Here is a 22,296-nt window from a genome sequence, read left to right on the forward strand (position 1 = left end):
TCGGGCTGGAACTACTGGGTGATGTTCGTGCTGGTCGGCATGGCAGAACTCACCGCCGCCGGTATTTATATGCAGTATTGGTTGCCGGATGTGCCGACCTGGGTCTGGGCGGCGGTGTTCTTTATCATTATCAACGCGGTGAACCTCGTCAATGTGCGTCTGTACGGCGAGACGGAATTCTGGTTTGCGCTGATCAAAGTGCTGGCTATCCTCGGGATGATCGGCTTTGGTCTGTGGATGCTGTTCAGCGGCAACGGCGGCGAGTATGCCTCGCTGGATAACCTCTGGCGTCATGGCGGTTTCCTGGCAACCGGCTGGCACGGGCTGGTGCTGTCGTTGGCGGTGATTATGTTCTCTTTCGGCGGGCTAGAGCTTATCGGCATCACGGCGGCGGAAGCGCGCGACCCGGAAAAAAGCATCCCGAAGGCGGTAAACCAGGTGGTGTACCGTATTCTGTTGTTTTACATCGGCTCTCTGGTGGTGCTGCTGGCGCTGTATCCGTGGGTGAATATTAAATCCGACAGCAGCCCGTTTGTGATGATTTTCCATCATCTCGACAGCAGCGCGGTGGCTTCTGCGCTGAACTTTGTCATTCTGGTGGCCTCGCTGTCGGTCTATAACAGCGGGGTGTACTCCAACAGCCGCATGCTGTTCGGCCTCTCGGTCCAGGGCAATGCGCCGAAATTCCTTACCCGCGTCAGCCGCCGCGGCGTGCCGGTGAACTCGCTGCTGCTGTCCGGCGCGATGACGTCGCTGGTGGTGCTGGTGAACTATCTGCTTCCGCACAAGGCGTTCGGCCTGCTGATGGCGCTGGTGGTGGCGACGCTGCTGCTGAACTGGCTGATGATCTGTATGGCGCATCTTAAGTTTCGCGCCGCGCAGCGCCGGAAAGGACGCGAGCCGAAGTTTCGCGCGCTGTTTGCGCCTGCGAGCAACTATCTGTGTATCGCGTTTTTGCTGATGATCCTCGGACTGATGCTGACGATTGACGACATGCGCCTGTCCGCCATCCTGCTTCCGGCGTGGGTGGTGTTCCTGTTTATCGCCTTTAAGGTGCTGCGTAAGCGCGGGTAACACGATAAATGCCTCCCTCTGCGCGGCGCAGAGGGAGGCGTCGAACTACTCTGAACTCCTCACATGCGCCAGCGAGCGAATATCGTTGCCGGTCGGCGCCTGATGGATACGCAGGCCGAACTCCTCGACCACGGCGAAAATATGGTCGAAAATATCCGCCTGAATATTTTCATATTCCGCCCACACCACGGTGTTGGTGAACGCATAAATTTCCAGCGGCAAACCGTTGGCGTCCGGGGCTAACTGTCTGACCATCAGTGTCATATCTTTACGGATATGCGGGTGATTGCGCAGATAGGCGTTGAGATATACGCGAAAGGTGCCGATATTGGTCATCTTTCGGCGGTTGAGCACTGAATCGCCGTGACCGTGCTGCTGGTTCCACGCGTCGATCTCCTGATGACGCTCGTCCATGTACGGCTTCAGCAGCTTCGCCTGAATTAACCGCTGCCGCTCCTGCTCGTCGAGAAAATGGATGCTGGTGGTATCGATGCTGATGCTGCGCTTGATGCGGCGGCCGCCCGAGGCCGACATGCCGCTCCAGTTTTTAAACGAATCCGATACCAGCGACCAGGTCGGAATGGTGGTGATGGTATTGTCCCAGTTACGCACCTTGACGGTGGTCAGGCCGATGTCCGTCACCGCGCCGTCGGCGCCATATTTCGGCATCTCCAGCCAGTCACCCAGACGCAGCATGTCGTTCGCCGAAAGCTGGATCCCCGCCACGAGGCCAAGAATCGGGTCTTTAAACACCAGCATCAGCACGGCGGCCATAGCGCCGAGGCCGCTTATCAGAATGGCCGGGGACTGCCCCAGCAGCAGGGAAATGATCAGAATGCCGACCAGAATAGCGCTGACCAGTTTGACGCCCTGAAAGATCCCCTTCAGCGGCAGCTGCGAGGCGAAAGTCAATTTCCCCGACAGGTTCAGCACCACATCGAGTAGCGAGAAAAAAGAGAGCAGGGCGTAGAGCATGACCCACAGCTGAGCGCAGATAATAAGCACGGAAGCCGCATCGCTGCCTTTTTGCAGCCACAGCACCGCCTGCGCGTTGACGACGATCCCCTGCACGGTGAACGCCAGCCGATGGAAAAGCTTATTCTGGGTAATGATTTGCAGCCACAAATGGCTGCTGGCCCGGGCGCGTTTTTCAAAGGCCCGTAATACCAGCCGGTGCAATATTACGTGCAGAATCACGGCGGTCAGAAAAATGATGCCGAAAATAATCACCAGTGAGGTGGTGTGATTAATGTCGATGCCAAGTTGTCGAATCGTGGATATTAATTCCTGCATAACGTCTCCTGAATTGCCCATGGTCATGATGACCGCTGGGTGATGAAGATGCAAACCAGGGGCAACCTGAGTGATATACTCAACAAAAACGCAGCGACAGAGGGACGCGATGAACGTGACACGTAAGCAGGAGCGCATTATCCGGCGGGCGCTGGCCGACTGGCAGCTGCAGGGCCAGATTACCGATGACGAGCACGCGAAGCTGGCGGCGACGCTGAACGCCGTCGCTTTTGACTGGCAGCGCCTGAGCCGCTACGCCTTCTGGACGGCGATAGCCTGCGTACTGATAGCCCTGGCGAGCTTCTTTGCCGACAGCGAACTGGTGGAGTATCTGCTTGCGCTGTTTTCTTATTCCGGGCTGATGCGCATTGGCGCTCCGCTGGTGCTGGCTGTCGTTTTCTATCTGTGGGGGTTTCGCCGCCAGCAGCGGGAAACGCAGTGGCATTACAGTACCGAAGCGATACTGTTTCTCGGCGTGGTCTTTACCGCGCTGATGCTGTGGCAGCTTGGCGAACGGCTGGATAACGGCAGCGGACACGTTGCCCCTCTGTTTTTGATCGGCTGCGCGATTTATGGCGTGGTGGCCTGGTTCGGGCGTTCCACAATGGTGTGGCTCTTTTTCCTGCTGGCGCTGGGCAACTGGTTCGGCGCGGAAACCGGCTATGTCTCCGGCTGGGGAGCTTACTGGTTGGGCATGAACTACCCCATCCGCTTTGTGCTGTTCGGCGGCGCGCTGCTGCTCGCCTGCTTTCTGCTGCGCGACGTGCTGGCAAAGCGTCGGTTGTTCATCATCAGTAAAGCGATGGGGCTGACTTACCTGTTTATCGCCCTGTGGATCATGTCCATTTTCGGCAACTACGATCTCGACAACTGGAGCAGCGTGACCCGCGAAGCGCTAATCCCGTGGGCGCTGTTGTTCGCCGTCGCCGCCGGACTCTGTATTTATATCAGCCTGAAAACCGACGACGGTATGCTGCGCGGTTTTGGCCTGACTTTTCTGGGCATCAACCTCTATACCCGCTTTTTCGAATACTTCTGGGACAGCCTGCATAAGGTGGTATTTTTCCTCATTCTCGCCGTTTCACTGGCGGTGGTGGGGCGGTATGCGGAAAGGATTTGGCATGCGGGAGAACGTAAACCGGCAGAGAAATAACCTTTTCTGAAAGACGCTTCCATTTTTTCCCTGAAATTCTGAACCTCTTAGCCTGCTGCAATATGCTACAGGCTAAAGGGGCTAATTTAGCTTTTAAGGCAAATTGCATTATATGCTAATATTTCAGGGGGCAGAGCAACATGTTCAGATTGCTGGTACATGAAAAGGTCAGGGACGAGCTTATTGCTCTACCTGTGGTGGTGCAGGCGAAGCTCATCCGCCAACTGGATAAACTTCGATTGAATCCTCTGGCGCTGCGTGAGCCAGACAGTAAGCCATTGGGGAACGGACTCTATGAGATTCGCACATTAGGCGCGATTCAAAGCCGGGGTATTTACGTTTACCAACATGGGAAAACGCTTTGGTTGCTGCGTGTTTTTGTGAAAAGAACGCAGAAGACGCCTGTCGCTGAGATTTCCCTGGCGTTGAAGCGGTTAAAGGAGATGCAAAGTGAGCAAGAAGAAAATTGACTGGGATGAATTGCGGGCTGAAATGCTGGCGCAGCCTGGCGTTCAGGCCGCATTTGACGCAGAAGAGCGGCAAGAGCGATTACGTGAGATGCTGGCGCAGTGGCGTCAGCACGCAGGGCTTACACGCAATCAGGTAGCCCTACGAATGGGAGTGAGTGCGCCGACGGTTTCGCGGATGGAGGCTAACGTGACGCGCGCAAGCCTGGACACGCTAACGCGTTACGCGCTGGCGTGCGGCATCGAGCATCCGCAGGTTCTGCTTTACTGAGATTTGCCCGGCGGTTGCCGCCGGGCAAAGCGATCAAATCTCGGTCAGCGTGACGCTTAGCGGCAGGCGGGATTTCGGCAGGCTGGCGTTGAAGTCTTCAACGCTGTGATGGCCTACCGGCACGACCACCAGACTGGTGAAGCCTTTTTCTTTCAGACCAAATTCCGCATCAAGGATGGCGGCGTCGAAACCTTCAATCGGCACGGCGTCGAGACCCATGGCGGCCACGCCCAGCAGGAAATTGCCGACGTTGAGGTACACCTGTTTTGCCATCCACTGCTCGTCATCCTTCAGCTCGACGCGGTGCATATCGGCAAAGAAGCGGCGACCTTTGTTGTTAGCGGCTTTCGCCTCCGGGGTCGCAAAACGCCCGTCGGCTTCTTCCTGATCCACCACGCAATCCAGCCATGCATCGTCCATCGCGGTTTTAGCGCAGAACACCACCACGTGAGAAGCATCCAGCATTTTACGTTCATTGAATACGTAGCTGCCTGCGGCGGAAGCCGCCACGCGCGCTTTCCCGGCCTCGGTGCTGGCGACGATAAAGTGCCATGGCTGGGAGTTGGTGCTCGATGGGCTGAACTGCAGCAGGGTTTTCAACTGCCCGGCCTGGTCGGCGGTCAGTTTTTTACTGGCGTCGAACGCTTTGGTTGAGTGGCGTTTCAGGGCAACAGATACGATATCCATAATGGCTCCTCAGAAAATGATATCGCCGTGGTTCGGCGTATTAGGTGGGAGCAGAGTACAGGGTTCGCAAGCGCTTGATAAGGGCCAAAAATGGGATAACACGTGTTTGCCGGAGCGGAAAATCACGCCGGACGCAGGCGTTTTTGACGGCTTTTGGGCAGCTTGTCGACCACCAGATGCCATGACGCGTCAATCAGGCTTTCGAGCAGATCCGGCTGAATGTCATCACCGCCGTAGACGGAAATCCAGTGTTTTTTGTTGAGGTGGTATCCGGGCTGAACGCTCGGATAGATGGCCTGATGCAGCAGCGAGAGCGCCGGGTCGGCCTTGAGGCTAATCAGCGGACGACCGCGCAGGCTCATCGCTATCATAAAAATCTTACCGTCCACCTTAAAGACGTCGTATTCCGGACCAAACGGCCAGCAGTGTTCAGCGAACGGATACTCCTGCGCCACGCGCAGCGCGTGGGCGACTAACGCATCGCCATTCATGGTGCTTCCTCCTCGGCCAGCGCCCGCCACATAGCTTCAAAACCGAGCGCAATAAGCGCCTGCGCGCGCGGCGGTTCATGTCTGGCGAACTCAATCGTCGTCTCCGCCAGCGCCAGGAACAGCGCATCGCCAAAGGGCTGATAATCCCCCACCAGAAAGACCTCGCGCACTGAGCGTTTACAGAGCTCCTGTAGTTCAGGGTACATATCGCTTGCCTGCTGTTTGGTGGCGTCCGTGATCCGCTCGCTCAGCGCCATACGGCGAATCGCTTTGTGACGAACGGGATTGCGGATCCCCCAGTCAATATAGTTGTTCCAGATGTGGCGCGTATTCTCTTTTGGCGTGGTGACATCGGGGGTCGGGCGGGCGAGCAGCGCCTGCAGCATATCGGCTTTGATATCGAGGTAAAGTGCGTTTAACAGGTCGTCTTTGGTGGCGAAATAGCGAAACAGCGTACCTTCCGCTACCCCGGCGTTGCGGGCGATCACGGCGGTCGATGCCGCAACCCCGGACTGGGCGAATGCAGCGGTTGCAGCCTCAAGTAACGCTTGTTTTTTATCTTCGCTTTTCGGACGAGCCACTACACTTTACCTCACAGTCTGGAAAAAACACCGATTGAAGCATGCCGGTTGCGCCACTTCAACGCTGAATGTCAAAAATTGAAAATCGTCTTGACGACCCTCGTTCTGTTCCTATAATGAGTGCTTACTCACTCATAATCAAGTTTCTCAATATCGTCTGCCGTTTCGTGGTCAGGATATGAAGCGATGCTTTATCAGCGTGGTTGCCATCATGTTAATTGCCAGTGCAGCGAGTTTACCGTTTGTGTTGAATGCCGGTTTTGGTCAGACGCCTCAGGGCGCGCAGTTAAACATCGTGGAGCGCTCCGCGCAGTACCGTGATGGGGCGTTTCATAATCAGCTACCGACGCCGGGCTTTACCGGGGAGAAAACCAGGCTGGCGGTCTGGTGGGAATTCCTGACCGCGAAACGCGAAAACGCGCGTCCGGCGCAGCCGTTGCCGCGGGTGAATACCTGTCTTGCCAGCCTGCCGTCTCAGCAGGAGGTGATGATTTGGCTGGGGCACTCCTCATGGTATTTGCAGCTTTCCGGGCAGCGCATTCTGATAGACCCGGTTTTTAGCAGCTATGCCGCGCCGTTTTCGTTCCTCAACAAAGCGTTTGATGGCGACTACCCGTGGACGGCGCAGAGCATGCCGGAGATAGACCTGCTGATTATCTCCCATGACCACTACGACCACCTCGACTACGCCACCATCCGGGCGCTGATGCCGAAAGTCCGCCGGGTGATTACGCCGTTGGGCGTGGGCTCGCATCTGCGTTACTGGGGGATGAACCCTGACATCATCACTGAAGCCGACTGGCAGCAACAGGTCAGGGTCAACGATGCGCTGACGGTACATGTACTGCCCGCGCGCCACTTTTCCGGCCGCGGTCTTAAGCGCAACCAGACGCTGTGGGGCAGCTTCATGTTCGTTACGCCGCAGCGGAACGTCTACTACAGCGGCGACAGCGGCTACGGCCCGCATTTTAAGGCGATCGGCTGTCAGTTTGGCCGTGTTGATTTCGCGATCATGGAAAACGGTCAGTACGACCAGGACTGGAAGTACGTTCACATGATGCCGGAAGAAACCGCGCAGGCGGCGGTAGACCTTAATGCCCGCGCGGTGCTGCCGGGTCATTCGGGGCGCTTTGTGCTGGCGAAACATACCTGGGACGACCCGTATAAAAAACTGGCGCAGGAGAGCGAAGGGAAGCCGTATCGCCTGTTGACGCCAGTGCAAGGGGAGCCGGTATGGGTGGCGAACCCGCATCAACAATTTCGGGTCTGGTGGGAATGACCGCCAGACTATTTACAACAGGGGAAGGAAATATGACGATTTCCGCTCAGGTGATTGACACCATCGTTGAATGGATCGACGACAACTTACACCAGCCGTTGCGCATTGAGGATATCGCCCGTCACGCGGGCTATTCGAAATGGCATCTGCAACGTTTGTTTGTCCAGCATAAAGGGGAGAACCTGGGGCGCTATATCCGCAAACGCAAGCTGCTGCTGGCGGCGCAGGATCTGCGCGACACCAACCAGAAGGTCTACGACATTTGCCTGAAATACGGCTTTGATTCGCAGCAAACCTTCACCCGCATCTTTACCCGCACCTTCAAACAGCCTCCGGGCGCCTGGCGCAAAGAACATCAGACCCAGACGCACTAACCGCCTCGCCTGCCGCACTCCGGCGGGCGTTGTTGTTTTATCCCCCTGATACGCGACGCCAGACATAGCGCAGGATAAAGAACTCGATAGCGCCAAGCGCTAAAAACCAGACGCAAAAGAGCAGGGTATAGAGCTGGTTGAGATCCATTAGATGGAACGTCTCCACCAGTTTTTGCGCCAGCGTCAACCCCAGGGAGGGCGCTGGCAGCAGCAGGCAAGAGAGCAATGCCATCAGTAAAATGCCGCCAGCGGTCAACAGCGATTCGAGCGGATGTTTCATTGTTATGTTAATCGTCAGTTAAAAATTATATTCTCCGGGAATTTTATCAATAACGCAATGCTCACAATGGCGCATTATTTTATCAATAATGAAATATCAGTATTACGACGATTCTCTTAATTCAGTTTTGAATATTGCGTTGGAATAATTTTCTTTCCGTTAATATAAATCTTGTTTAAATATATTATGTGTTGGCCCGAAATTTATTTCAGGCTTTCCGCTTACCGGAATTTAAAAGGTGGAGCGCTCCCTGATGGTTGGATGTCCAACTTTGGGGGGCACTTCACATCAGACGGCTTTCTCTCTCGTTATTCCCCGGCCATCAGCAGCGTAATGACATGATTGTTTTCGCTATACCAGTACAGCGTAAACGCCGTTCCGGCAGGCGACGGGAAGAGGTCGACGCGCAGCTCAAGCGTGAGGGAATGCGGGGTTATCGCGCTAACTTGCGCGGCGTGAAAACCAGGGATGTCGCGGAATCTGTCAGAGAGCGCCTTATACAGGCTCTCTTTGGCGCTAAAGGCGAGCGTCAGCGCCAGCGGAAAGGGGAGGCGGGAGTCGCGCAAGCGCGTGAGTTCATCCGGGCCGGCGATGCTGTCGGCGATTTCTTCGCACAGGTCAGCCTCCAGCCGCGTTTCAATATCAATACCGACCCGCTGGCGGGCCACCACCGCCAGCGCGGCGTCGGCGCTATGGCTGATGCTGCCGTACCAGCCAGCAGGCCACTGCGGCTGGCCCTTTTCACCGATATCCGGGATGAAGGGGATTCCCTGTTCGCGTAAGGCGTGAAACGCCGCCATGCGGCCCGCCAAATGCTCCGCCTTGCGTTTTCGTCCTGCGGTCAGCAACTTGGCGTAATGAGGCAACCCTAACAGATCGCTATCGGCGAAGGTGGCGGACGAAAAGTCGATACGATGGAGGGAAAGGTCGTGAAAAGTGAGGTGGGTGTGATGTGTCTGCATCGGTTCTCTTCACCGGGTTCGACAAGGGTTCGCGGAATGCCACCCAACCGGATCGGGATGGGTGGCGGTAATGCTTACTGGCAGCATCCTTTCTGCCCATGCTGTGAAGACAGCTGTACTGGCGGGCAAGGAACGGAACCATAAGAGCAAAAAACACAACAATCACCCGCTTTAGGTTTGAGCAGGCTATGGCAGTGTTCACACTCATAAAACCACTGACATGCATCTACAGGCATACGTTCCCGCTTTTTAAATCCGCATTCCGGGCAGGTAATTTCCGATTCCAGAACAACTTCAGTCTCCATCATGCTCATGCTCCTGAGGATTTCGCCATTGTCATCAGCAACAAATATACCATCGTCGCCAACGGGATATTTTATTATGACGCAAGGAACGCATCCCCCAGGAGAATGGGGCATCAGAAGTGCGTGTTGACGCTCATAAACCACGTACGTCCCGATTCGTTATAGGTATTGGCGCCTGCGCCGTACATATAACCGGTATCGCCGCCGGTGGTCTGGGCATTCCCCGCGCGCCAGTGGCGCTTATCGAACAGGTTGTCGACGCCAGCGGTCAGGCTGACGTTTTTGGTCGCATCCCAGGTGCCGCTCAGGCCGACGATGCTGTACGGGCTAACCTCATCGGTTTCGCTTCCGGTCGCAGGCTGTCCTTTATAGTTGTATTTTTTCGGCTGCTGCTTGCCGTACCAGGTAAAAGTCGACTGCAGCGACACATCCTGCGCCACCTGCCAGCTCAGGGTGGAGTTAAGCGTATAGGCCGGAATAATCGACAGGCGTTCGCCGGTCTCTTTATTCTTGCTTTGCAGCATCCAGGTGATGTTGTTGGTCCAGTTGATGGTATCGCTGACCGGCACGTTCAGCGTCCCTTCCAGACCTTCCACCACCGCTTCAGGAATGTTTTCCCACTGGTAGATGTCGGTATAGGTGGTTTTGCCCTTGCTGCTGACAGAGGTCTGGCCGACCGGCGCATAGCCCGCTTCAATCTTGTTGTGGTAGTCGTTACGAAACCAGGTGACGCCCGCCAGCCAGCCGTCGCGTTTAAACTCCAGGCCAATCTCTTTGTTGACGCTGGTTTCCGCTTTCAGGTCGTCATTACCCATCAGGTAGCAGCCCACGCCGGTGCCGCTGGCGTAGCAGCCCTGGCCCTTACTGTAGAGAATGTAGTTCGGGTTGGTCTGGTACAGACTCGGCGCTTTATAGGCGCGGGCGATGCCCATCTTCAGGGTAAAATCGTCGCCAAGCCCCTGGGAGAGGTTCAGGGATGGGCTCCAGTTGCTGCCGACGATGCTGTGGTGATCGAAACGCAGCGCGGGCGTCAGCATGGTGGAGTCGGTGACCTCCATGTTGTCCTCGGCAAACAGCGAGAAGATTTCCGCCTGCGAATACGGGCTGCGGTTGGTGCTGCTGGAGCCCGGGATATCCCCGCCCATAAAGGTCTGGGTGTTGGAGGTCATGTCCTTCATCTTCTGCTGGTTCCACTCGGTACCCAGCGTCAGGTTCTGATTCACCCACAGGTCGAGCGGCATGCTGACTTCGCTGTGCAGCATGACATCGGAGAGATCGATATCAACAAACTTCTGTTTGGCGTTGGGATCGAAAATCCCCTCGGTGCCGCCCGCCAGACCTTCCGGGATACGGGAGTTGCGCGTGTATTCGTACTGCACCCAGTTGCTGGTGGTCACGCCGTTGTCCCAGCCGCCGTTCCAGGTCAGCGCATAGTTCTGGCGATAGAGGCGGTTGGTCTCTTTGCCGTAGTTCTCTTTGACCAGGCTGTTGGTATTGGTGTTCTGGGTATCGCCCGCGTACAGGTTGCCCTGGCGGCTGTAGCCTGCCTCGAGCTCCAGTGACTGCATCGGCGCGAAGTCCCAGCGCACCACGCCGTTGATGTCTTTATTTTCTACCCCTTCGCGCCCGGCAGGCAGGGTGTTCTGGTAGATGCCGGTACGCTCGGACTGGTGTCCCTCGTTGATGTCCCACGCGTCGGCCTGGGTTTTATCGAGGTTGCCGTACAGGTGGAAGCTGAAGTCGCCGCCCAGCGGGCCGCTGAGGCTGAAGTTGGTGCGTTTTGTCGCGCCCTCATCCTTGTGCTCCGGCATGTTCATATAGGCGTTCCATGAACCGTGCCACTCTTCCGAGCCTTTTTTGGTGATGATGTTGACCACGCCGCCCGCGGCGCCGTTGCCATAGCGTGCCGCCGCCGGACCGCGGATCACTTCGATACGTTCGATCATCTCCGGCGGCACCCAGCCGGTATCGCCGCGCGTATCGCGCTCGCCGCGCCAGCCCAGACGCACCGAGTTGCGGCTGGTGACGGGCTTCCCGTCGATCAGAATCAGGGTGTTTTCCGGCCCCATCCCGCGAATATCAATCTGGCGGTTGTTGCCGCGCTGACCGCTGGTGGAGTTACCGGTCAGGTTAACGCCCGGCATGGTGCGGATAATTTCCGACACGTCGCGAGCGGGAGGGTTCTTACGGATTTCGTCGGCGGTAATGGTCGAGACTCCCGGCGCCTGAAGGTTCTGCTGCGCCGCGGTGACCACCATGGTTTCTGCCTTGTCGTCGACCGCCTTTACCGTGCTGTCCTCGGCGTGCAGCGGAAGCGCGACCCCGTATATTCCCAGAATGACCTGTAAGGTCAGGAATTTCATTTTCTTATTCATTATGAGCCCTGCTGTGAGTTTGACTATCCCAAAAAACGCGCGTCAATACGCTATTGCAAATGAAAATAGTTATCAATAATATTATCAATAAATTTTTACAGATAGAAAAAAATCAATACATAGCGCGGGGTTAACGTGACGGAGACGGCAACGACAGGAAGTAATGCCTGGTGGGCGCGAAAACGCGGCCCGGAGTGGCGGCTGGAAGGGGCGTCGTGCCATGTCACCTTCTGGTGGCGAGACCCGGCGGGCAGCGAGCTGACGTCGCCAGTCCTGCGGGTGTGGATCTACATCACCGGTGTGACCGACCACCATCAAAATGCCGTACCGCAGTCGCTGGAGCGCCTGCCGGGGACCGACGTCTGGCGCTGGCAAACGACGCTGCCCGCCAGCTGGCGCGGCAGCTATTGCCTGATCCCTTCCGCGCGGCGCGATGACTTCTCCGCTGAGATCTTCAGCCGCCCGCATCCGGACCGCGTACTGCTGCGCGAGGGGTGGCGCGCGCTGCTGCCGCAGGCGATTGCCGACCCGCTGAATCCTCACAGCTGGCGCGGCGGGCGAGGGCACCCGGTTTCCGCGCTCTCGCTGCCGCGCTCACCGGCGCAGCCCGGCTGGCAAACGCCACAGGCGCGCTACTCGCCGCCGCTGTGCATTGACTGGCGCAGCCAGCGTCTGGGCAATACCCGGCGGGTGTGGATTTTCACGACAGGCGACGCCAGCCCGGAGGGGCGCCCGCTGGCGGTGCTGCTGGATGGCCAATTCTGGGCTGAAAGCATGCCGGTATGGCCTGCGCTGGCCTCGCTCACCCGCGAAGGCAAACTGCCGCCCGCGGTATATCTGCTGATCGACGCTATCGATACGGCGCACCGTAGCGCGGAGCTCCCCTGTAACACCGATTTCTGGCTGGCCTTACAACAGGAGTTGCTGCCGCAGGTGAAAGCCCTTGCGCCCTTTAGCGATCGCGGCGAGCACACTGTTGTCGCCGGGCAGAGCTTTGGCGGCCTGGCGGCGATGTTTGCCGGGCTTCACTGGCCGCAGCGTTTTGGCTGCGTGCTGAGCCAGTCCGGTTCGTTCTGGTGGCCGAGTCGCGGAACCCCGCAGGACGGTGCGCTTATCGGCAAACTGGCACGCGGCGAGCTGTCGCCGGGGCATTTACGGATATGGCTGGAAGCAGGCGTGCGCGAACCGATGATTTTTCAGGCCAATCAGGCGCTTTTACCGCAACTACAGCAGGCGCAGCAGCCGGTTTTCTGGCGTCCGGTTGACGGTGGACATGATGCGCTGTGCTGGCGCGGCGGGCTGACGGCAGGGCTGATTCAGCTCTGGCAGCCTCTCACCGAAAGCCGCGCGTAATGCGTTCTATGACAGGAGTTTGGTATGCAATTCAGTAACCCTTTCGATGACCCGCAAGGGCAGTTCTACATTCTGCAAAACACCCGCCAGCAGTTCAGCCTCTGGCCGCAGCAGTGCGCGCTGCCCGAGGGCTGGGCGGTGGTCTGCGAACCGCAATGCGCGGATGACTGCAACGCCTGGCTCGCCGCGCGCTGGACCTCACTCACCCCGACGCACTACGCGGATTAAGGAGCCTGTAATGACTGAACGTTTACCTCTGGTGGCTGCGCAGCCGGGGATCTGGATGGCGGAAAAACTCTCTTCGCTGCCGAATGCCTGGAGCGTGGCGCACTCTGTGGCGCTGGAAGGGGCTATTGATGCGACCCTGTTGGGGCAGGCTATCGTTATCGGCCTGCAGCAGGCCGATACCCTGTGTTTTCGCTTCGGCGAAGATGACGGCGAGCTCTGGCAGCAGCCGGACGACAGTCTCGTTTTTTCACCGCCCGCGATGGTCGATGTCCGTACGGCGAGCGACCCGCACGCGGCGGCGCAGGCGCTGATGCAGGCCGACCTGCAACAGGACTTGCGCGTCGAGAGCGGCAACCCGCTGTTTTGCCATCAGCTGATCCGCGTGGCGGAAAATCAGTGGTTCTGGTACCAGCGCTACCACCATCTGCTGGTGGACGGCTTCAGTTTCCCGGCGATGACCCGGTATATAGTACAGATTTATCGCGCGCTGCTGCGCGGCGAGCCGCTGCCGGTTTCCCCCTTCACGCCGTTTGCGGAGGTGGTGGCGGAATATCAGCGCTACCGCGAGAGCGACAGCTGGCGGCATGACGGTGCCTTCTGGGCGCAACAGCGTCGCGAACTGCCGCCCCCGGCGTCGCTGTCTGCGGCGCCATTGCCCGGACGCGCCGCAACGGCGAATATCTGGCGGCTGAAGGTGACCGCGGATAAACAGGCGTTCAGCCAGCTTACCGCCGCCGCGCCGCAGTGCCAGCGCACCGATCTGGCGCTGGCGCTGGCCGCGCTGTGGCTCGGTCGCCTGTGTGGACGTCGGGATTATTCGGCGGGCTACATCTTCATGCGTCGTCTGGGGTCGGCTGCGTTGACCGCCAGCGGCCCGGTGCTTAACGTGCTGCCGCTGTCGGTGACGATTGATGCTGCGGAAACACTGGCGCAACTGGCGCAACGACTGGCGGCGCAGCTGAAAAAAATGCGGCGTCATCAGCGCTATGACGCCGAGCAAATCGTCCGCGACAGCGGTAAAGCCGCCGGAGACGAGCCGCTGTTCGGTCCGGTATTTAACGTCAAGGTGTTCGACTATCAACTGGCTATCGACGGGGTGAGCGCCACAACCCACACCCTTGCCACCGGGCCGGTCAACGATATTGAGCTGGCGCTGTTCCCGGACGAGGCGGGGGGTTTATCCATTGACGTGCTGGCCAACAAGCAGCGCTATGACGAGGCGGAGCTCCGGCACCATATTGCGCGGCTATCGGCGATGCTGGCGCAGTTCGCCCGCAATCCGCACCTGCGCTGCGGAGAGGTGGAGATGGTCTCAGATGCGGAGTATCAGCAGCTTGCACAGATCAACGACACCCGCATGATACTGCCGGAAACGACCCTCAGCGCGCTGGTGGCGGCGCAGGTGATGAGAACGCCGACTGCGCCAGCGCTGGCCGATGCCCGCTGGCGGTTCAGCTATCGCGAAATGCGCGAGCAGGTGGTGGCGCTGGCGACGCTGTTGCGCGCACACGGCGTGAAGCCTGGCGATAGCGTGGCGGTGGCGCTGCCGCGCTCGGTATTCCTGACCCTGGCGCTGCACGGTATCGTCGAGGCCGGTGCGGCCTGGCTGCCGCTCGATACCGGCTATCCGGATGACCGCCTGCAGATGATGCTGGAGGATGCCCGGCCATCGCTGCTGATTACCTCTGAGGATCAGCGCGACCGCTTCCCGGGCATCGCCACCCTGTGCTACAGCGAACCGCTGCCGGTTGCCGACGCCACCGCGCTGGCGCTCTCCCGCCCGGAACACACCGCCTGTATCATCTTTACCTCCGGCTCGACAGGGCGCCCGAAAGGCGTGATGGTCGGGCAAGCGGCGATCGTCAATCGCCTGCTGTGGATGCAGGACAGCTACCCGCTCGGCGCTGACGATGTAGTAGCGCAGAAGACGCCGTGCAGCTTTGATGTCTCGGTGTGGGAGTTCTGGTGGCCGTTTATCGTCGGTGCGCAACTGGTGATGGCGGAACCAGACGCCCACCGCGACCCGCTGGCGATGCAGCAGTTTTTCACCCACTATGGCGTGACGACCACGCATTTTGTCCCGTCGATGCTGGCGGCGTTTGTCGCCTCCCTTGACGGTGAAAACGTGGGGCATTGCCGCTCGCTGCGCCGGGTGTTCTGTAGCGGCGAAGCCTTGCCGACGGCGTTGTGCCGCGACTGGGAGCGCCTCACCGCCGTGCCGCTGCACAACCTGTACGGCCCGACGGAGGCGGCGGTGGACGTCAGTGGGTATCCGGCCTGCGGGCCCGAGCTTGCGGCCGTCGGCGGGAGTAGCGTGCCGATCGGTTTTCCGGTGTGGAATACCGGGCTGCGCATTCTGGACGCCATGATGCGCCCGGTGCCGTTTGGCGTGGCGGGGGATCTCTATCTCACCGGCATCCAGCTGGCGCAGGGCTATCTGGGGCGCGCCGATCTCACCGCCAGCCGCTTTATTGCCGACCCGTTCGCGCCGGGCGAGCGCATGTACCGCACCGGCGACGTCGCGCGCTGGCTGGACAACGGCGCGGTGGAGTATCTCGGACGCAGCGATGACCAGCTCAAAATTCGCGGACAGCGGATCGAGCTCGGCGATATTGACCGTGCAATGCAGAACCTGCCGGACGTGGCGCAGGCGGTGGCGCATGCCTGCGTCTTTAATCAGGCGGTGGCCGTCGGCGGCGATGCCCGACAGCTGGTGGGCTATGTGGTCCCGGAGTCCGGCCTGTCGCTTGATTGCGAGGCGTTGCTGACGCGCCTTCGCGCGCAATTACCGCCGCACATGGTGCCGGTGGTGCTGGTGCAACTGCCGTCGTTGCCGCTCAGCGCCAACGGCAAACTGGACCGCAAAGCGCTGCCGTTGCCGACGGTAAACCGCACGACGCGTGGACGTCCGCCGGAATCGGACAGTGAACGGGCTGTGGCGCAGGCGTTCAGCGCGCTGCTCGGCGGTGAGGTCAACGATGTGGAGGCCGACTTCTTCGCCCTCGGTGGGCATTCGCTGCTGGCGATGCGCCTCGCCGCCCGGCTCAGCCGCCATTTTGCGCGCCAGGTTACGCCGGGGCAGGTGATGGTCTCCTCCACCGTGGCGAAGCTTAGCGCGCTGCTGGAGAGGCAGGATGACGCCAGCGTACAGCGCCTGGGCTATGAAGCGATTCTGCCGCTGCGTGACGGCAGCGGGCCGACGCTGTTCTGCTTCCATCCGGCCTCCGGTTTCGCCTGGCAGTTTAGCGTGCTGGCGCGCTGGCTATCGCCCCGCTGGTCGGTGACCGGCATTCAGTCGCCGCGTCCGGCAGGGCCGATGGCGACGGCGGAAAATCTGGATGCGCTGTGTGAAAACCACCTCGCCACCCTGCTGCAACAGCAGCCGCGCGGCCCGTACTACCTGCTCGGTTATTCGCTTGGCGGCACGCTGGCGCAGGGGATTGCGGCCCGGCTGCGGCTGCGCGGGGAAACGGTCGCTTTCCTCGGACTGCTCGACACTTGGCCGCCGGAGACGCAAAACTGGGCGGAGAAAGAGGCGAACGGCCTGGATCCTGAGGTACTGGCGGAAATTGACCGCGAACGCGAGGCGTTTCTCGCCGCGCAGCAGGGGAATGCCTCCGGCGAGCTTTTCAGCGCCATTGAGGGCAACTATGCCGATGCGGTGCGCCTGTTAACCACCGCTCACAGCGTGCCGTTTGACGGTAAAGCCACGCTGTTTGTGGCGCAGAAAACGCTGCCTGCGGGAACCGACCCGCAAACTGCCTGGGCGCCGTGGGTACGGGACCTGGACGTTTACCGGCTGGACTGCGCGCATGTGGATATCATTTCGCCGCAGGCGTTTGAGACCATTGGCCCGGTACTGCGGGAGGTGCTGGGGTAGGCTTGAGCGGCCCCTCTCCCGGACCGTACGCGGGCGGGGAGGGGCGTTTTACCGACGCGGGCGCCCTAACGGCACCACCAGCGGCGTGTGCGCGATCGGATCGTCGATAATGGTGCAGCGCATCCCGTAAATCGCCTCAATAAGCTCCGCCGTGACAATGGCTTTCGGCGCGCCCTCGGCGATGATTTTTCCGTCGCGCAGGGCGATAAGGTGCGTGGCATAGCGGCAGGCCTGGTTGAGATCGTGCAGCACCGCCGCCAGCGTATAGCCTTTCTCCTGATTCAGATCCCGTAGTAGCTCCAGCAGGTCTATCTGATGGCTGATATCGAGCCACGTGGTGGGTTCATCCAGCAGCATAATGGCGGTTTCCTGTGCCAATACCATCGCAATCCATGCCCGCTGGCGCTGACCGCCGGAAAGGGTGTCCACGCTCTGCGCGGCCAGATGCGTAATGCCGGTGGCCTGCATCGCGCGATTAACCGCATCATCGTCTTCTTTACGCCAGCGGGTAAAGAGCGGCTGGTGCGGGTAGCGGCCGCGCGCCACCAGTTCCTGGACGGTGATGTCGCCAGGCGTGGTGGCGTTTTGCGCCAGCAGGCCGATACGCTTCGCCACCTCTTTGCTGGCAAAGCGTTGAATGTGCGCGCCGTCGAGGTAAACGTGGCCGCGCTGCGGCGCCATTAAGCGACTCAGGGTGCGCAGCAGCGTCGATTTGCCGCAGCCGTTGGGGCCGATGATGGCGGTGAAGTGGCCGTCCGGAATCGCCACGCTGAGGTTCTCGGCGATGGGGGTTTTTCCGTAGCCAAGGGTAAGCGTCTCGCCGTGCAGGCGGGCCGTATTGTCTGTCATTTCCTGCGGGACTCCTGAATAAGCAGCGCGATAAGGTAGAGGCCGCCGAGACTGACGGTGACCACCCCAACCGGAAGCTGGTAAGGCATAAACAGCCGCTGGGCGCCAACGTCTGCCAGCGTCAGCAGCAGCGCGCCGCACAACGCCGACTGGGTTAATCCCCAGCGCGCCGTGCCGCAAAGCCGTCTGGCGATGTGCGGGGCGATCAGCGCGATAAACGAAATCGGCCCGGCGAGCGCCGTCGCGGCCGCCGTCAGCAGCACCGCCACCAGCATCATCAACAAGCGGGAGCGCTCGACGTTGACCCCAAGCGCGCAGGCGCTGTCGTCGCCCATCTCCAGCAGCCGCATCCGGCGTACCAACAGGGCGGCACACGCCAGCATCGCCAGCAGCAACGGCGCGGCAGGCCAGGTCTTAGTCCAGGTGATGCCATTAAGCGACCCGGCGTTCCACAGCCCGGCGGCCAGCGAGGTCTCCAGCGAGGCATGCAGCAGCAGCCAGGTGTTAAACGCCATCAGCATCGCCCGCATACCGATCCCGATGATGATAAGTCGGAAGGTGTCGATACCGTTGCGCCAGGCCAGCAGCCAGACCAGCAGGGCCGCGGTGACGCCGCCGACCATGGCCGCTGTGGTGATGGCCGCCAGATGCTGACCGAACAGCACCATCGCCACCAGCACGCCGCTCCAGGCGCCGACGTTAAAGCCCATCACGTCAGGACTGCCGAGCGGGTTGCGCATCAGCGACTGAAACATGGCGCCGCTGACGCCAAGGGATGCGCCGACCAGCAGCGCTATCAGCACCCGCGGCAGTCGCCATTCGGTCACCACCAGCGTAACACTGCGCGGCGCATCGCCCAGCAGCGCGGCGAACACCTGAGAGACCTCCAGCGTTATGGCGCCGCTGCGCAGGCCCAGAAGGGCCGTCAGCAGGCTCCCGATCAACAGCAGCAGGCAGATGACAACCAGACGACGGGATGGCGCCATCATGCGCGGCCTCCTCGCGGCTGGCGACGTACCAGCCAGATAAGTACCGGCGCGCCGATAAAGGCGCTGACCACGGAAACGCGCAGCTCGCCGGGTACGATCAGGCGGCCAATAATATCGGCAAACAGCAGCAGGGACGGGGTCGCGAGCAGGGTAACCGGCAGCGACCAGCGGTGGTCGGCGCCCACCAGCCAGCGCGCGATATACGGCATCATCAGGCCGATAAACGCGATAGGGCCGACGACGGCGGTGGCGCTGCCGCACAGCACGGTAATGGTCAGCAGGCCGAGGATCTGCGTGCGGGCAACGTGATTGCCAAGCGCGGTCGCGGTATCGGCGCCGAGACTCAGGCCGTTGAGCGAGCGGCTAAGAAGCAGCGCCACGGCAGTGGCGATAAGCACCGGCAGGAAGACCACCCTGAGCGTGGCGAGCTGGCGAATATCCAGCGAGCCCGCCTGCCAGAAACGCAATTGATCGTAGACGTCCGGGTTGAGCAGGGCGATGCCGCTCGACAGGCCTTCCAGCACGGCACCGAGCGCCACGCCTGCCAGCGTCAGGCGAACCGGGTTCAACTGTCCGCCGCCCTGGCTGCCGGTAAACGCCACCAGCAGCGAGGCAATGAAGGCGCCGCAGAAGGCCAGCAGCAACTGCTCCTGAGGCGAGGAGAAGCCAAACAGCGCGGCGCCAAGGACGATAGCGAAGCTGGCGCCCGCGTTAACGCCCAGGATACCCGGGTCGGCGAGCGGGTTGCGGGCCAGAGTCTGCATCAGCGCGCCCGCCAGTCCCAACGCGCCGCCCGCCAGCAGACCGGCCAGGGTGCGAGGAAGACGGGCGTCCAGCACGATGGCGCAGTCGGCACTTTGGCACTGGCCGGTAAACGCGTCAACAACCACGCTGACCGGTAGCGGGGTGGCGCCAGTCAGCAGGCTCAGCGTGACGGCAAACAGCAGCAACAGGATTAATCCGGGCACGGCGACGGCACGCGCCGCAACAGGGGAAAACGACATGGCAACATCCCTGATTTGATAATGATAGTAATTATCGTTATCGATCTTATTCGTTTATGTTAGCATGTGCGGCCACGGAAATGGTATGAAAAAAGCATCAGGGCGCGGCATGAACAAACACTCCTGGTTACTGAACCTCAGCTTGTTAAAAACCCATCCGGCGTTTCGCGCCGTTTTTATCGCACGTTTTATCTCTATCCTTTCGCTTGGCCTGCTCGGTGTGGCCGTTCCGGTACAAATCCAGATGATGACCCACTCCACCTGGCAGGTGGGGCTGTCGGTTACCCTCACCGGCGGGGCGATGTTTGTCGGCCTGATGGCGGGCGGGGTACTGGCGGACCGCTATGAGCGAAAGACGCTGATTCTGCTGGCGCGCGGCACCTGCGGGACTGGCTTTCTCGGGCTGTGGCTGAATGCATTGGTGCCACAGCCGTCGCTGCTGGCGATTTATCTGCTGGGTATCTGGGATGGCCTGTTTGCCTCCATCGGCGTGACCGCGTTGCTGGCGGCGACCCCGGCGCTGGTCGGGCGGGACAACCTGATGCAGGCCGGGGCGATCACCATGCTGACGGTGCGTCTGGGATCGGTGATTTCTCCCATGGTCGGCGGCATGCTGCTGGCCAGCGGCGGCGTCGCCTGGAACTTTCTGCTGGCGGCGATCGGCACGTTTATCACCACGTTGACGCTACTGCGCCTGCCAAAACTGCCGCCGCCGCCCCAGCCGCGGGAACACCCTTTGCGCTCGCTGATAGCCGGGCTGCGCTTTCTGTTTAGTAGCCCATTGATTGGCGGTATCGCGCTGCTTGGCGGTCTGGTCACCATGGCAAGCGCGGTGCGCGTACTCTATCCGGCGCTGGCGCAAGGCTGGCAGATGTCGACGTCGCAGATTGGCATTCTCTATGCCGCAATACCGCTCGGCGCGGCGTTGGGCGCGCTAACCAGCGGCAAACTGGCGCATGCCCCACGGCCGGGCGTGCTGATGCTTGCCTGTACCGTCGGCGCGTTTGCCGCGATTGGCCTGTTTAGCCTGATGCCGGTCTGGCTGCTGGCGGCGCTGTGCCTGGTGGTGTTCGGCTGGCTGAGCGCTATCAGCTCGCTATTGCAGTACACCCTGATTCAAAGCCAGACGCCGGAGTCGATGCTGGGGCGAATCAATGGTTTGTGGACGGCGCAGAACGTCACTGGCGATGCGACAGGCGCTGCGCTGCTCGGCGGTCTTGGGGCGGTGATGACGCCGGTCGCGTCGGCGAGTGTGAGCGGCGGCATCCTGGCGGTGGTCGGCGTGGCGTTGGTGGTGGTGCTGGGCGAGCTACGGCGCTTTCGGCGTGAGGCATCCGCCTGACGCCGAAAAGGCGCCGTAGCGTCCGATCAACCGAACAATTTTTCCAGTCGTGCCAGCACCTGCGTGGCGCTGTAGTAGTCGAGTCGGAAGGTTTCCGTTCCCAGGGCGTACACCTGCTTTTCCTTCACGGCGGGCAGGTGGGACAACAGCGGGTTGGCGTAGATGGCCTCGACGTCTTTTTGGTCTCCCGCGAACAGGAACAACGCGTTCCCGGTCAACCCTGCGGCCAGACTTTCACCGCCAAGCTGGATGATGTCGTGGCGTTTGCCCAGGCTCTGGCTGGTTTGCAGCCCGGCGGGTAGCGGCGCCAGGCTGAAGCCGAGCTGGCCCAGCAGCTTGCCCTGCGCTGATTCCGGCGTCCACAGGTTGGCGCTGTGCGCGGCGGCGGTATAGACCAGCGCGCTCACCGGCTGCGGCGGCAGCGTCATCTTCGCCTTCACGGCGGCGAGCTGTTGATCAAACCCGGCAATCCGCTCGGCAGCCTGTTTTTCCTGACCGGTGATGGCGCCAAGCTGCGTCAGCAGCGCCTGCCAGCTCTTGTCGTCATAGTTGATGATAAGCACCGGCGCAATCGCTGAGAGCTGATCGTACAGCGCGATGGCCGAGTCGCCGCCGGTAGCGCTGATGAGGATAAGATCCGGCATTTGCGCCGCCACGGCTTCCGCGTTCGGCTCGCCGATATAAAGACGCGTCAGGTTGCGTTGCTTCGCCACCTGGCCCCACTGGCGCAGAAAGCCCTGGTCATCGGCCACCCGGTTATTGGGGGTGGTCGCGCCGCTGGCGACCACCGGCGCGTCGATCGCCAGCAGCGGGCCAGTGAGGGTGACGCTGGTGGAAACGATGCGCAACGGTTTGTGGTCGAGGGTGTGAACACCGCGACTGTCGGTCACCTGGCGCGGCCAGTCGGCGGCAAGCGTTGAAGATAATTCTAAAGCAGACAGCCCGACGAAAAGCAGGGCGTTACGGACAAAGGCAGAGAATTTCACGCGGTAAGGTTCCTCGGTTATCTAAGTTAATGCGTCTCATTTTCACTTTGTGGCGCCGCAGATGCAAGCAGGA

The 22,296-nt window shown here is 60.4% G+C and carries 22 protein-coding genes; 10 read left to right on the plus strand and 12 right to left on the minus strand.

The window, feature by feature from the left end:
• Window positions 1-1,074 (plus strand): amino acid permease (locus JO226_RS19610; RefSeq protein WP_296406524.1); only part of this gene is annotated, 1,074 nt, incomplete at its 5' end.
• A 45-nt stretch (window positions 1,075-1,119) separates the two neighbouring features.
• Here JO226_RS19610 and JO226_RS19615 read toward each other — a convergent pair.
• Complete coding sequence (locus tag JO226_RS19615) at window positions 1,120-2,367, minus strand: mechanosensitive ion channel family protein (RefSeq protein WP_296406526.1); 1,248 nt, start codon at window positions 2,365-2,367, stop codon at window positions 1,120-1,122.
• A gap of 109 nt (window positions 2,368-2,476) precedes the next feature.
• Between JO226_RS19615 and JO226_RS19620 the strand changes: the two genes are divergently transcribed.
• The 3 genes from JO226_RS19620 to JO226_RS19630 all read left to right on the plus strand — a co-directional run bounded on the left by JO226_RS19620 (window position 2,477) and on the right by JO226_RS19630 (window position 4,258).
• Entirely contained in the window at window positions 2,477-3,520 is a 1,044-nt protein-coding gene (locus JO226_RS19620) for a DUF2157 domain-containing protein (RefSeq protein WP_296406528.1), read from the plus strand.
• Between the two features lie 140 nt (window positions 3,521-3,660).
• Entirely contained in the window at window positions 3,661-3,990 is a 330-nt protein-coding gene (locus JO226_RS19625) for a type II toxin-antitoxin system RelE/ParE family toxin (RefSeq protein WP_296406530.1), read from the plus strand.
• A complete protein-coding gene (locus JO226_RS19630) occupies window positions 3,971-4,258 on the plus strand; it encodes a helix-turn-helix transcriptional regulator (RefSeq protein WP_296406532.1) in 288 nt (95 codons plus the stop codon). Before JO226_RS19625 ends, JO226_RS19630 begins: the two co-directional genes overlap by 20 nt.
• 33 nt (window positions 4,259-4,291) lie before the next feature.
• Here the strand turns inward: JO226_RS19630 and nfsB are convergent, their stop codons facing one another.
• The 3 genes from nfsB to JO226_RS19645 all read right to left on the minus strand — a co-directional run bounded on the left by nfsB (window position 4,292) and on the right by JO226_RS19645 (window position 6,017).
• Entirely contained in the window at window positions 4,292-4,945 is a 654-nt protein-coding gene (nfsB, locus tag JO226_RS19635; protein ID WP_296406534.1) for an oxygen-insensitive NAD(P)H nitroreductase, read from the minus strand.
• A 122-nt stretch (window positions 4,946-5,067) separates the two neighbouring features.
• Window positions 5,068-5,436 (minus strand): MmcQ/YjbR family DNA-binding protein, encoded by a 369-nt coding sequence (locus JO226_RS19640; protein ID WP_296406536.1) that lies wholly within the window; start codon window positions 5,434-5,436, stop codon window positions 5,068-5,070.
• Window positions 5,433-6,017, minus strand: a complete 585-nt coding sequence (locus JO226_RS19645) for a TetR/AcrR family transcriptional regulator (RefSeq protein WP_296406538.1) — start codon at window positions 6,015-6,017, stop codon at window positions 5,433-5,435. The genes JO226_RS19640 and JO226_RS19645 overlap by 4 nt, the downstream gene beginning before the upstream one ends.
• Window positions 6,018-6,195: 178 nt before the next feature.
• Between JO226_RS19645 and JO226_RS19650 the strand changes: the two genes are divergently transcribed.
• A complete protein-coding gene (locus JO226_RS19650) occupies window positions 6,196-7,296 on the plus strand; it encodes an MBL fold metallo-hydrolase (RefSeq protein ID WP_296406540.1) in 1,101 nt (366 codons plus the stop codon).
• Between the two features lie 32 nt (window positions 7,297-7,328).
• Window positions 7,329-7,670, plus strand: a complete 342-nt coding sequence (locus tag JO226_RS19655; protein ID WP_296406542.1) for a RamA family antibiotic efflux transcriptional regulator — start codon at window positions 7,329-7,331, stop codon at window positions 7,668-7,670.
• 37 nt (window positions 7,671-7,707) lie between these two features.
• Here the strand turns inward: JO226_RS19655 and JO226_RS19660 are convergent, their stop codons facing one another.
• From JO226_RS19660 to JO226_RS19675, 4 genes are all read right to left on the minus strand, one after another.
• Complete coding sequence (locus JO226_RS19660) at window positions 7,708-7,950, minus strand: DUF1158 domain-containing protein (RefSeq protein ID WP_296406545.1); 243 nt, start codon at window positions 7,948-7,950, stop codon at window positions 7,708-7,710.
• 308 nt (window positions 7,951-8,258) lie between these two features.
• Window positions 8,259-8,912 carry an enterobactin synthase subunit EntD gene (gene entD, locus JO226_RS19665; RefSeq protein WP_296406546.1) on the minus strand — a complete coding sequence of 218 codons (654 nt, stop codon included), beginning with the start codon at window positions 8,910-8,912 and terminating at the stop codon, window positions 8,259-8,261.
• A gap of 74 nt (window positions 8,913-8,986) precedes the next feature.
• Entirely contained in the window at window positions 8,987-9,217 is a 231-nt protein-coding gene (locus tag JO226_RS19670) for a GDCCVxC domain-containing (seleno)protein (protein WP_367273566.1), read from the minus strand.
• Between the two features lie 113 nt (window positions 9,218-9,330).
• Window positions 9,331-11,592: a TonB-dependent siderophore receptor gene (locus JO226_RS19675; protein ID WP_296406549.1), complete on the minus strand. Its 2,262-nt coding sequence runs from the start codon at window positions 11,590-11,592 to the stop codon at window positions 9,331-9,333.
• 135 nt (window positions 11,593-11,727) lie between these two features.
• On the opposite strand from JO226_RS19675, the gene fes reads away from it, so the two are divergent.
• Genes fes through entF form a run of 3 tightly spaced genes read left to right on the plus strand, consistent with a single transcriptional unit; the run spans window position 11,728 to window position 17,053 of the window.
• Window positions 11,728-12,945: an enterochelin esterase gene (gene fes, locus JO226_RS19680; protein WP_296406551.1), complete on the plus strand. Its 1,218-nt coding sequence runs from the start codon at window positions 11,728-11,730 to the stop codon at window positions 12,943-12,945.
• Window positions 12,946-12,969: 24 nt separating this feature from the next.
• On the plus strand, window positions 12,970-13,173 hold the full coding sequence (locus tag JO226_RS19685) for an MbtH family NRPS accessory protein (RefSeq protein WP_296406553.1): 204 nt from the start codon (window positions 12,970-12,972) through the stop codon (window positions 13,171-13,173).
• 10 nt (window positions 13,174-13,183) lie between these two features.
• The gene (gene entF, locus JO226_RS19690) at window positions 13,184-17,053 is read left to right on the plus strand and encodes an enterobactin non-ribosomal peptide synthetase EntF (protein WP_296406555.1); all 3,870 of its coding nucleotides are present in this window, start codon (window positions 13,184-13,186) and stop codon (window positions 17,051-17,053) included.
• 48 nt (window positions 17,054-17,101) lie between these two features.
• Here entF and fepC read toward each other — a convergent pair whose 3' ends face one another.
• Genes fepC through fepD form a run of 3 tightly spaced genes read right to left on the minus strand, consistent with a single transcriptional unit; the run spans window position 17,102 to window position 19,895 of the window.
• Window positions 17,102-17,902 (minus strand): iron-enterobactin ABC transporter ATP-binding protein, encoded by an 801-nt coding sequence (gene fepC / locus JO226_RS19695; protein WP_296406557.1) that lies wholly within the window; start codon window positions 17,900-17,902, stop codon window positions 17,102-17,104.
• Window positions 17,899-18,891 (minus strand): iron-enterobactin ABC transporter permease, encoded by a 993-nt coding sequence (fepG, locus tag JO226_RS19700; RefSeq protein ID WP_296406559.1) that lies wholly within the window; start codon window positions 18,889-18,891, stop codon window positions 17,899-17,901. The genes fepC and fepG overlap by 4 nt, the downstream gene beginning before the upstream one ends.
• Window positions 18,888-19,895, minus strand: coding sequence for a Fe(3+)-siderophore ABC transporter permease (fepD, locus tag JO226_RS19705; RefSeq protein ID WP_296406561.1), 1,008 nt, complete (start codon window positions 19,893-19,895; stop codon window positions 18,888-18,890). Before fepD ends, fepG begins: the two co-directional genes overlap by 4 nt.
• A 109-nt stretch (window positions 19,896-20,004) precedes the next feature.
• Here fepD and entS point away from each other — a divergent pair, with 109 nt between their 5' ends.
• Complete coding sequence (entS, locus tag JO226_RS19710) at window positions 20,005-21,237, plus strand: enterobactin transporter EntS (protein WP_296406581.1); 1,233 nt, start codon at window positions 20,005-20,007, stop codon at window positions 21,235-21,237.
• Window positions 21,238-21,263: 26 nt separating this feature from the next.
• Here entS and fepB read toward each other — a convergent pair whose 3' ends face one another.
• Window positions 21,264-22,223 carry a Fe2+-enterobactin ABC transporter substrate-binding protein gene (fepB, locus tag JO226_RS19715; protein ID WP_296406563.1) on the minus strand — a complete coding sequence of 320 codons (960 nt, stop codon included), beginning with the start codon at window positions 22,221-22,223 and terminating at the stop codon, window positions 21,264-21,266.
• Window positions 22,224-22,296 lie beyond the last annotated feature (73 nt).

The organism is Pluralibacter sp., assembly GCF_019237635.1.
Lineage (GTDB): Bacteria > Pseudomonadota > Gammaproteobacteria > Enterobacterales > Enterobacteriaceae > Enterobacter_B.

Excerpts from the sequence above, each read along its gene's own strand:
- JO226_RS19615 (WP_296406526.1), bottom strand. The coding sequence starts at position 2,367 with ATGCAGGAATTAATATCCACGATTCGACAACTTGGCATCGACATTAAT.
- JO226_RS19620 (WP_296406528.1), top strand. The coding sequence starts at position 2,477 with ATGAACGTGACACGTAAGCAGGAGCGCATTATCCGGCGGGCGCTGGCC.
- JO226_RS19625 (WP_296406530.1), top strand. The coding sequence starts at position 3,661 with ATGTTCAGATTGCTGGTACATGAAAAGGTCAGGGACGAGCTTATTGCT.
- nfsB (WP_296406534.1), bottom strand. The coding sequence starts at position 4,945 with ATGGATATCGTATCTGTTGCCCTGAAACGCCACTCAACCAAAGCGTTC.
- JO226_RS19640 (WP_296406536.1), bottom strand. The coding sequence starts at position 5,436 with ATGAATGGCGATGCGTTAGTCGCCCACGCGCTGCGCGTGGCGCAGGAG.
- JO226_RS19650 (WP_296406540.1), top strand. The coding sequence starts at position 6,196 with ATGAAGCGATGCTTTATCAGCGTGGTTGCCATCATGTTAATTGCCAGT.
- JO226_RS19655 (WP_296406542.1), top strand. The coding sequence starts at position 7,329 with ATGACGATTTCCGCTCAGGTGATTGACACCATCGTTGAATGGATCGAC.
- JO226_RS19660 (WP_296406545.1), bottom strand. The coding sequence starts at position 7,950 with ATGAAACATCCGCTCGAATCGCTGTTGACCGCTGGCGGCATTTTACTG.
- entD (WP_296406546.1), bottom strand. The coding sequence starts at position 8,912 with ATGCAGACACATCACACCCACCTCACTTTTCACGACCTTTCCCTCCAT.
- JO226_RS19670 (WP_367273566.1), bottom strand. The coding sequence starts at position 9,217 with ATGGAGACTGAAGTTGTTCTGGAATCGGAAATTACCTGCCCGGAATGC.
- JO226_RS19675 (WP_296406549.1), bottom strand. The coding sequence starts at position 11,592 with ATGAATAAGAAAATGAAATTCCTGACCTTACAGGTCATTCTGGGAATA.
- JO226_RS19685 (WP_296406553.1), top strand. The coding sequence starts at position 12,970 with ATGCAATTCAGTAACCCTTTCGATGACCCGCAAGGGCAGTTCTACATT.
- entF (WP_296406555.1), top strand. The coding sequence starts at position 13,184 with ATGACTGAACGTTTACCTCTGGTGGCTGCGCAGCCGGGGATCTGGATG.
- fepC (WP_296406557.1), bottom strand. The coding sequence starts at position 17,902 with ATGACAGACAATACGGCCCGCCTGCACGGCGAGACGCTTACCCTTGGC.
- fepG (WP_296406559.1), bottom strand. The coding sequence starts at position 18,891 with ATGATGGCGCCATCCCGTCGTCTGGTTGTCATCTGCCTGCTGCTGTTG.
- fepD (WP_296406561.1), bottom strand. The coding sequence starts at position 19,895 with ATGTCGTTTTCCCCTGTTGCGGCGCGTGCCGTCGCCGTGCCCGGATTA.
- entS (WP_296406581.1), top strand. The coding sequence starts at position 20,005 with ATGAACAAACACTCCTGGTTACTGAACCTCAGCTTGTTAAAAACCCAT.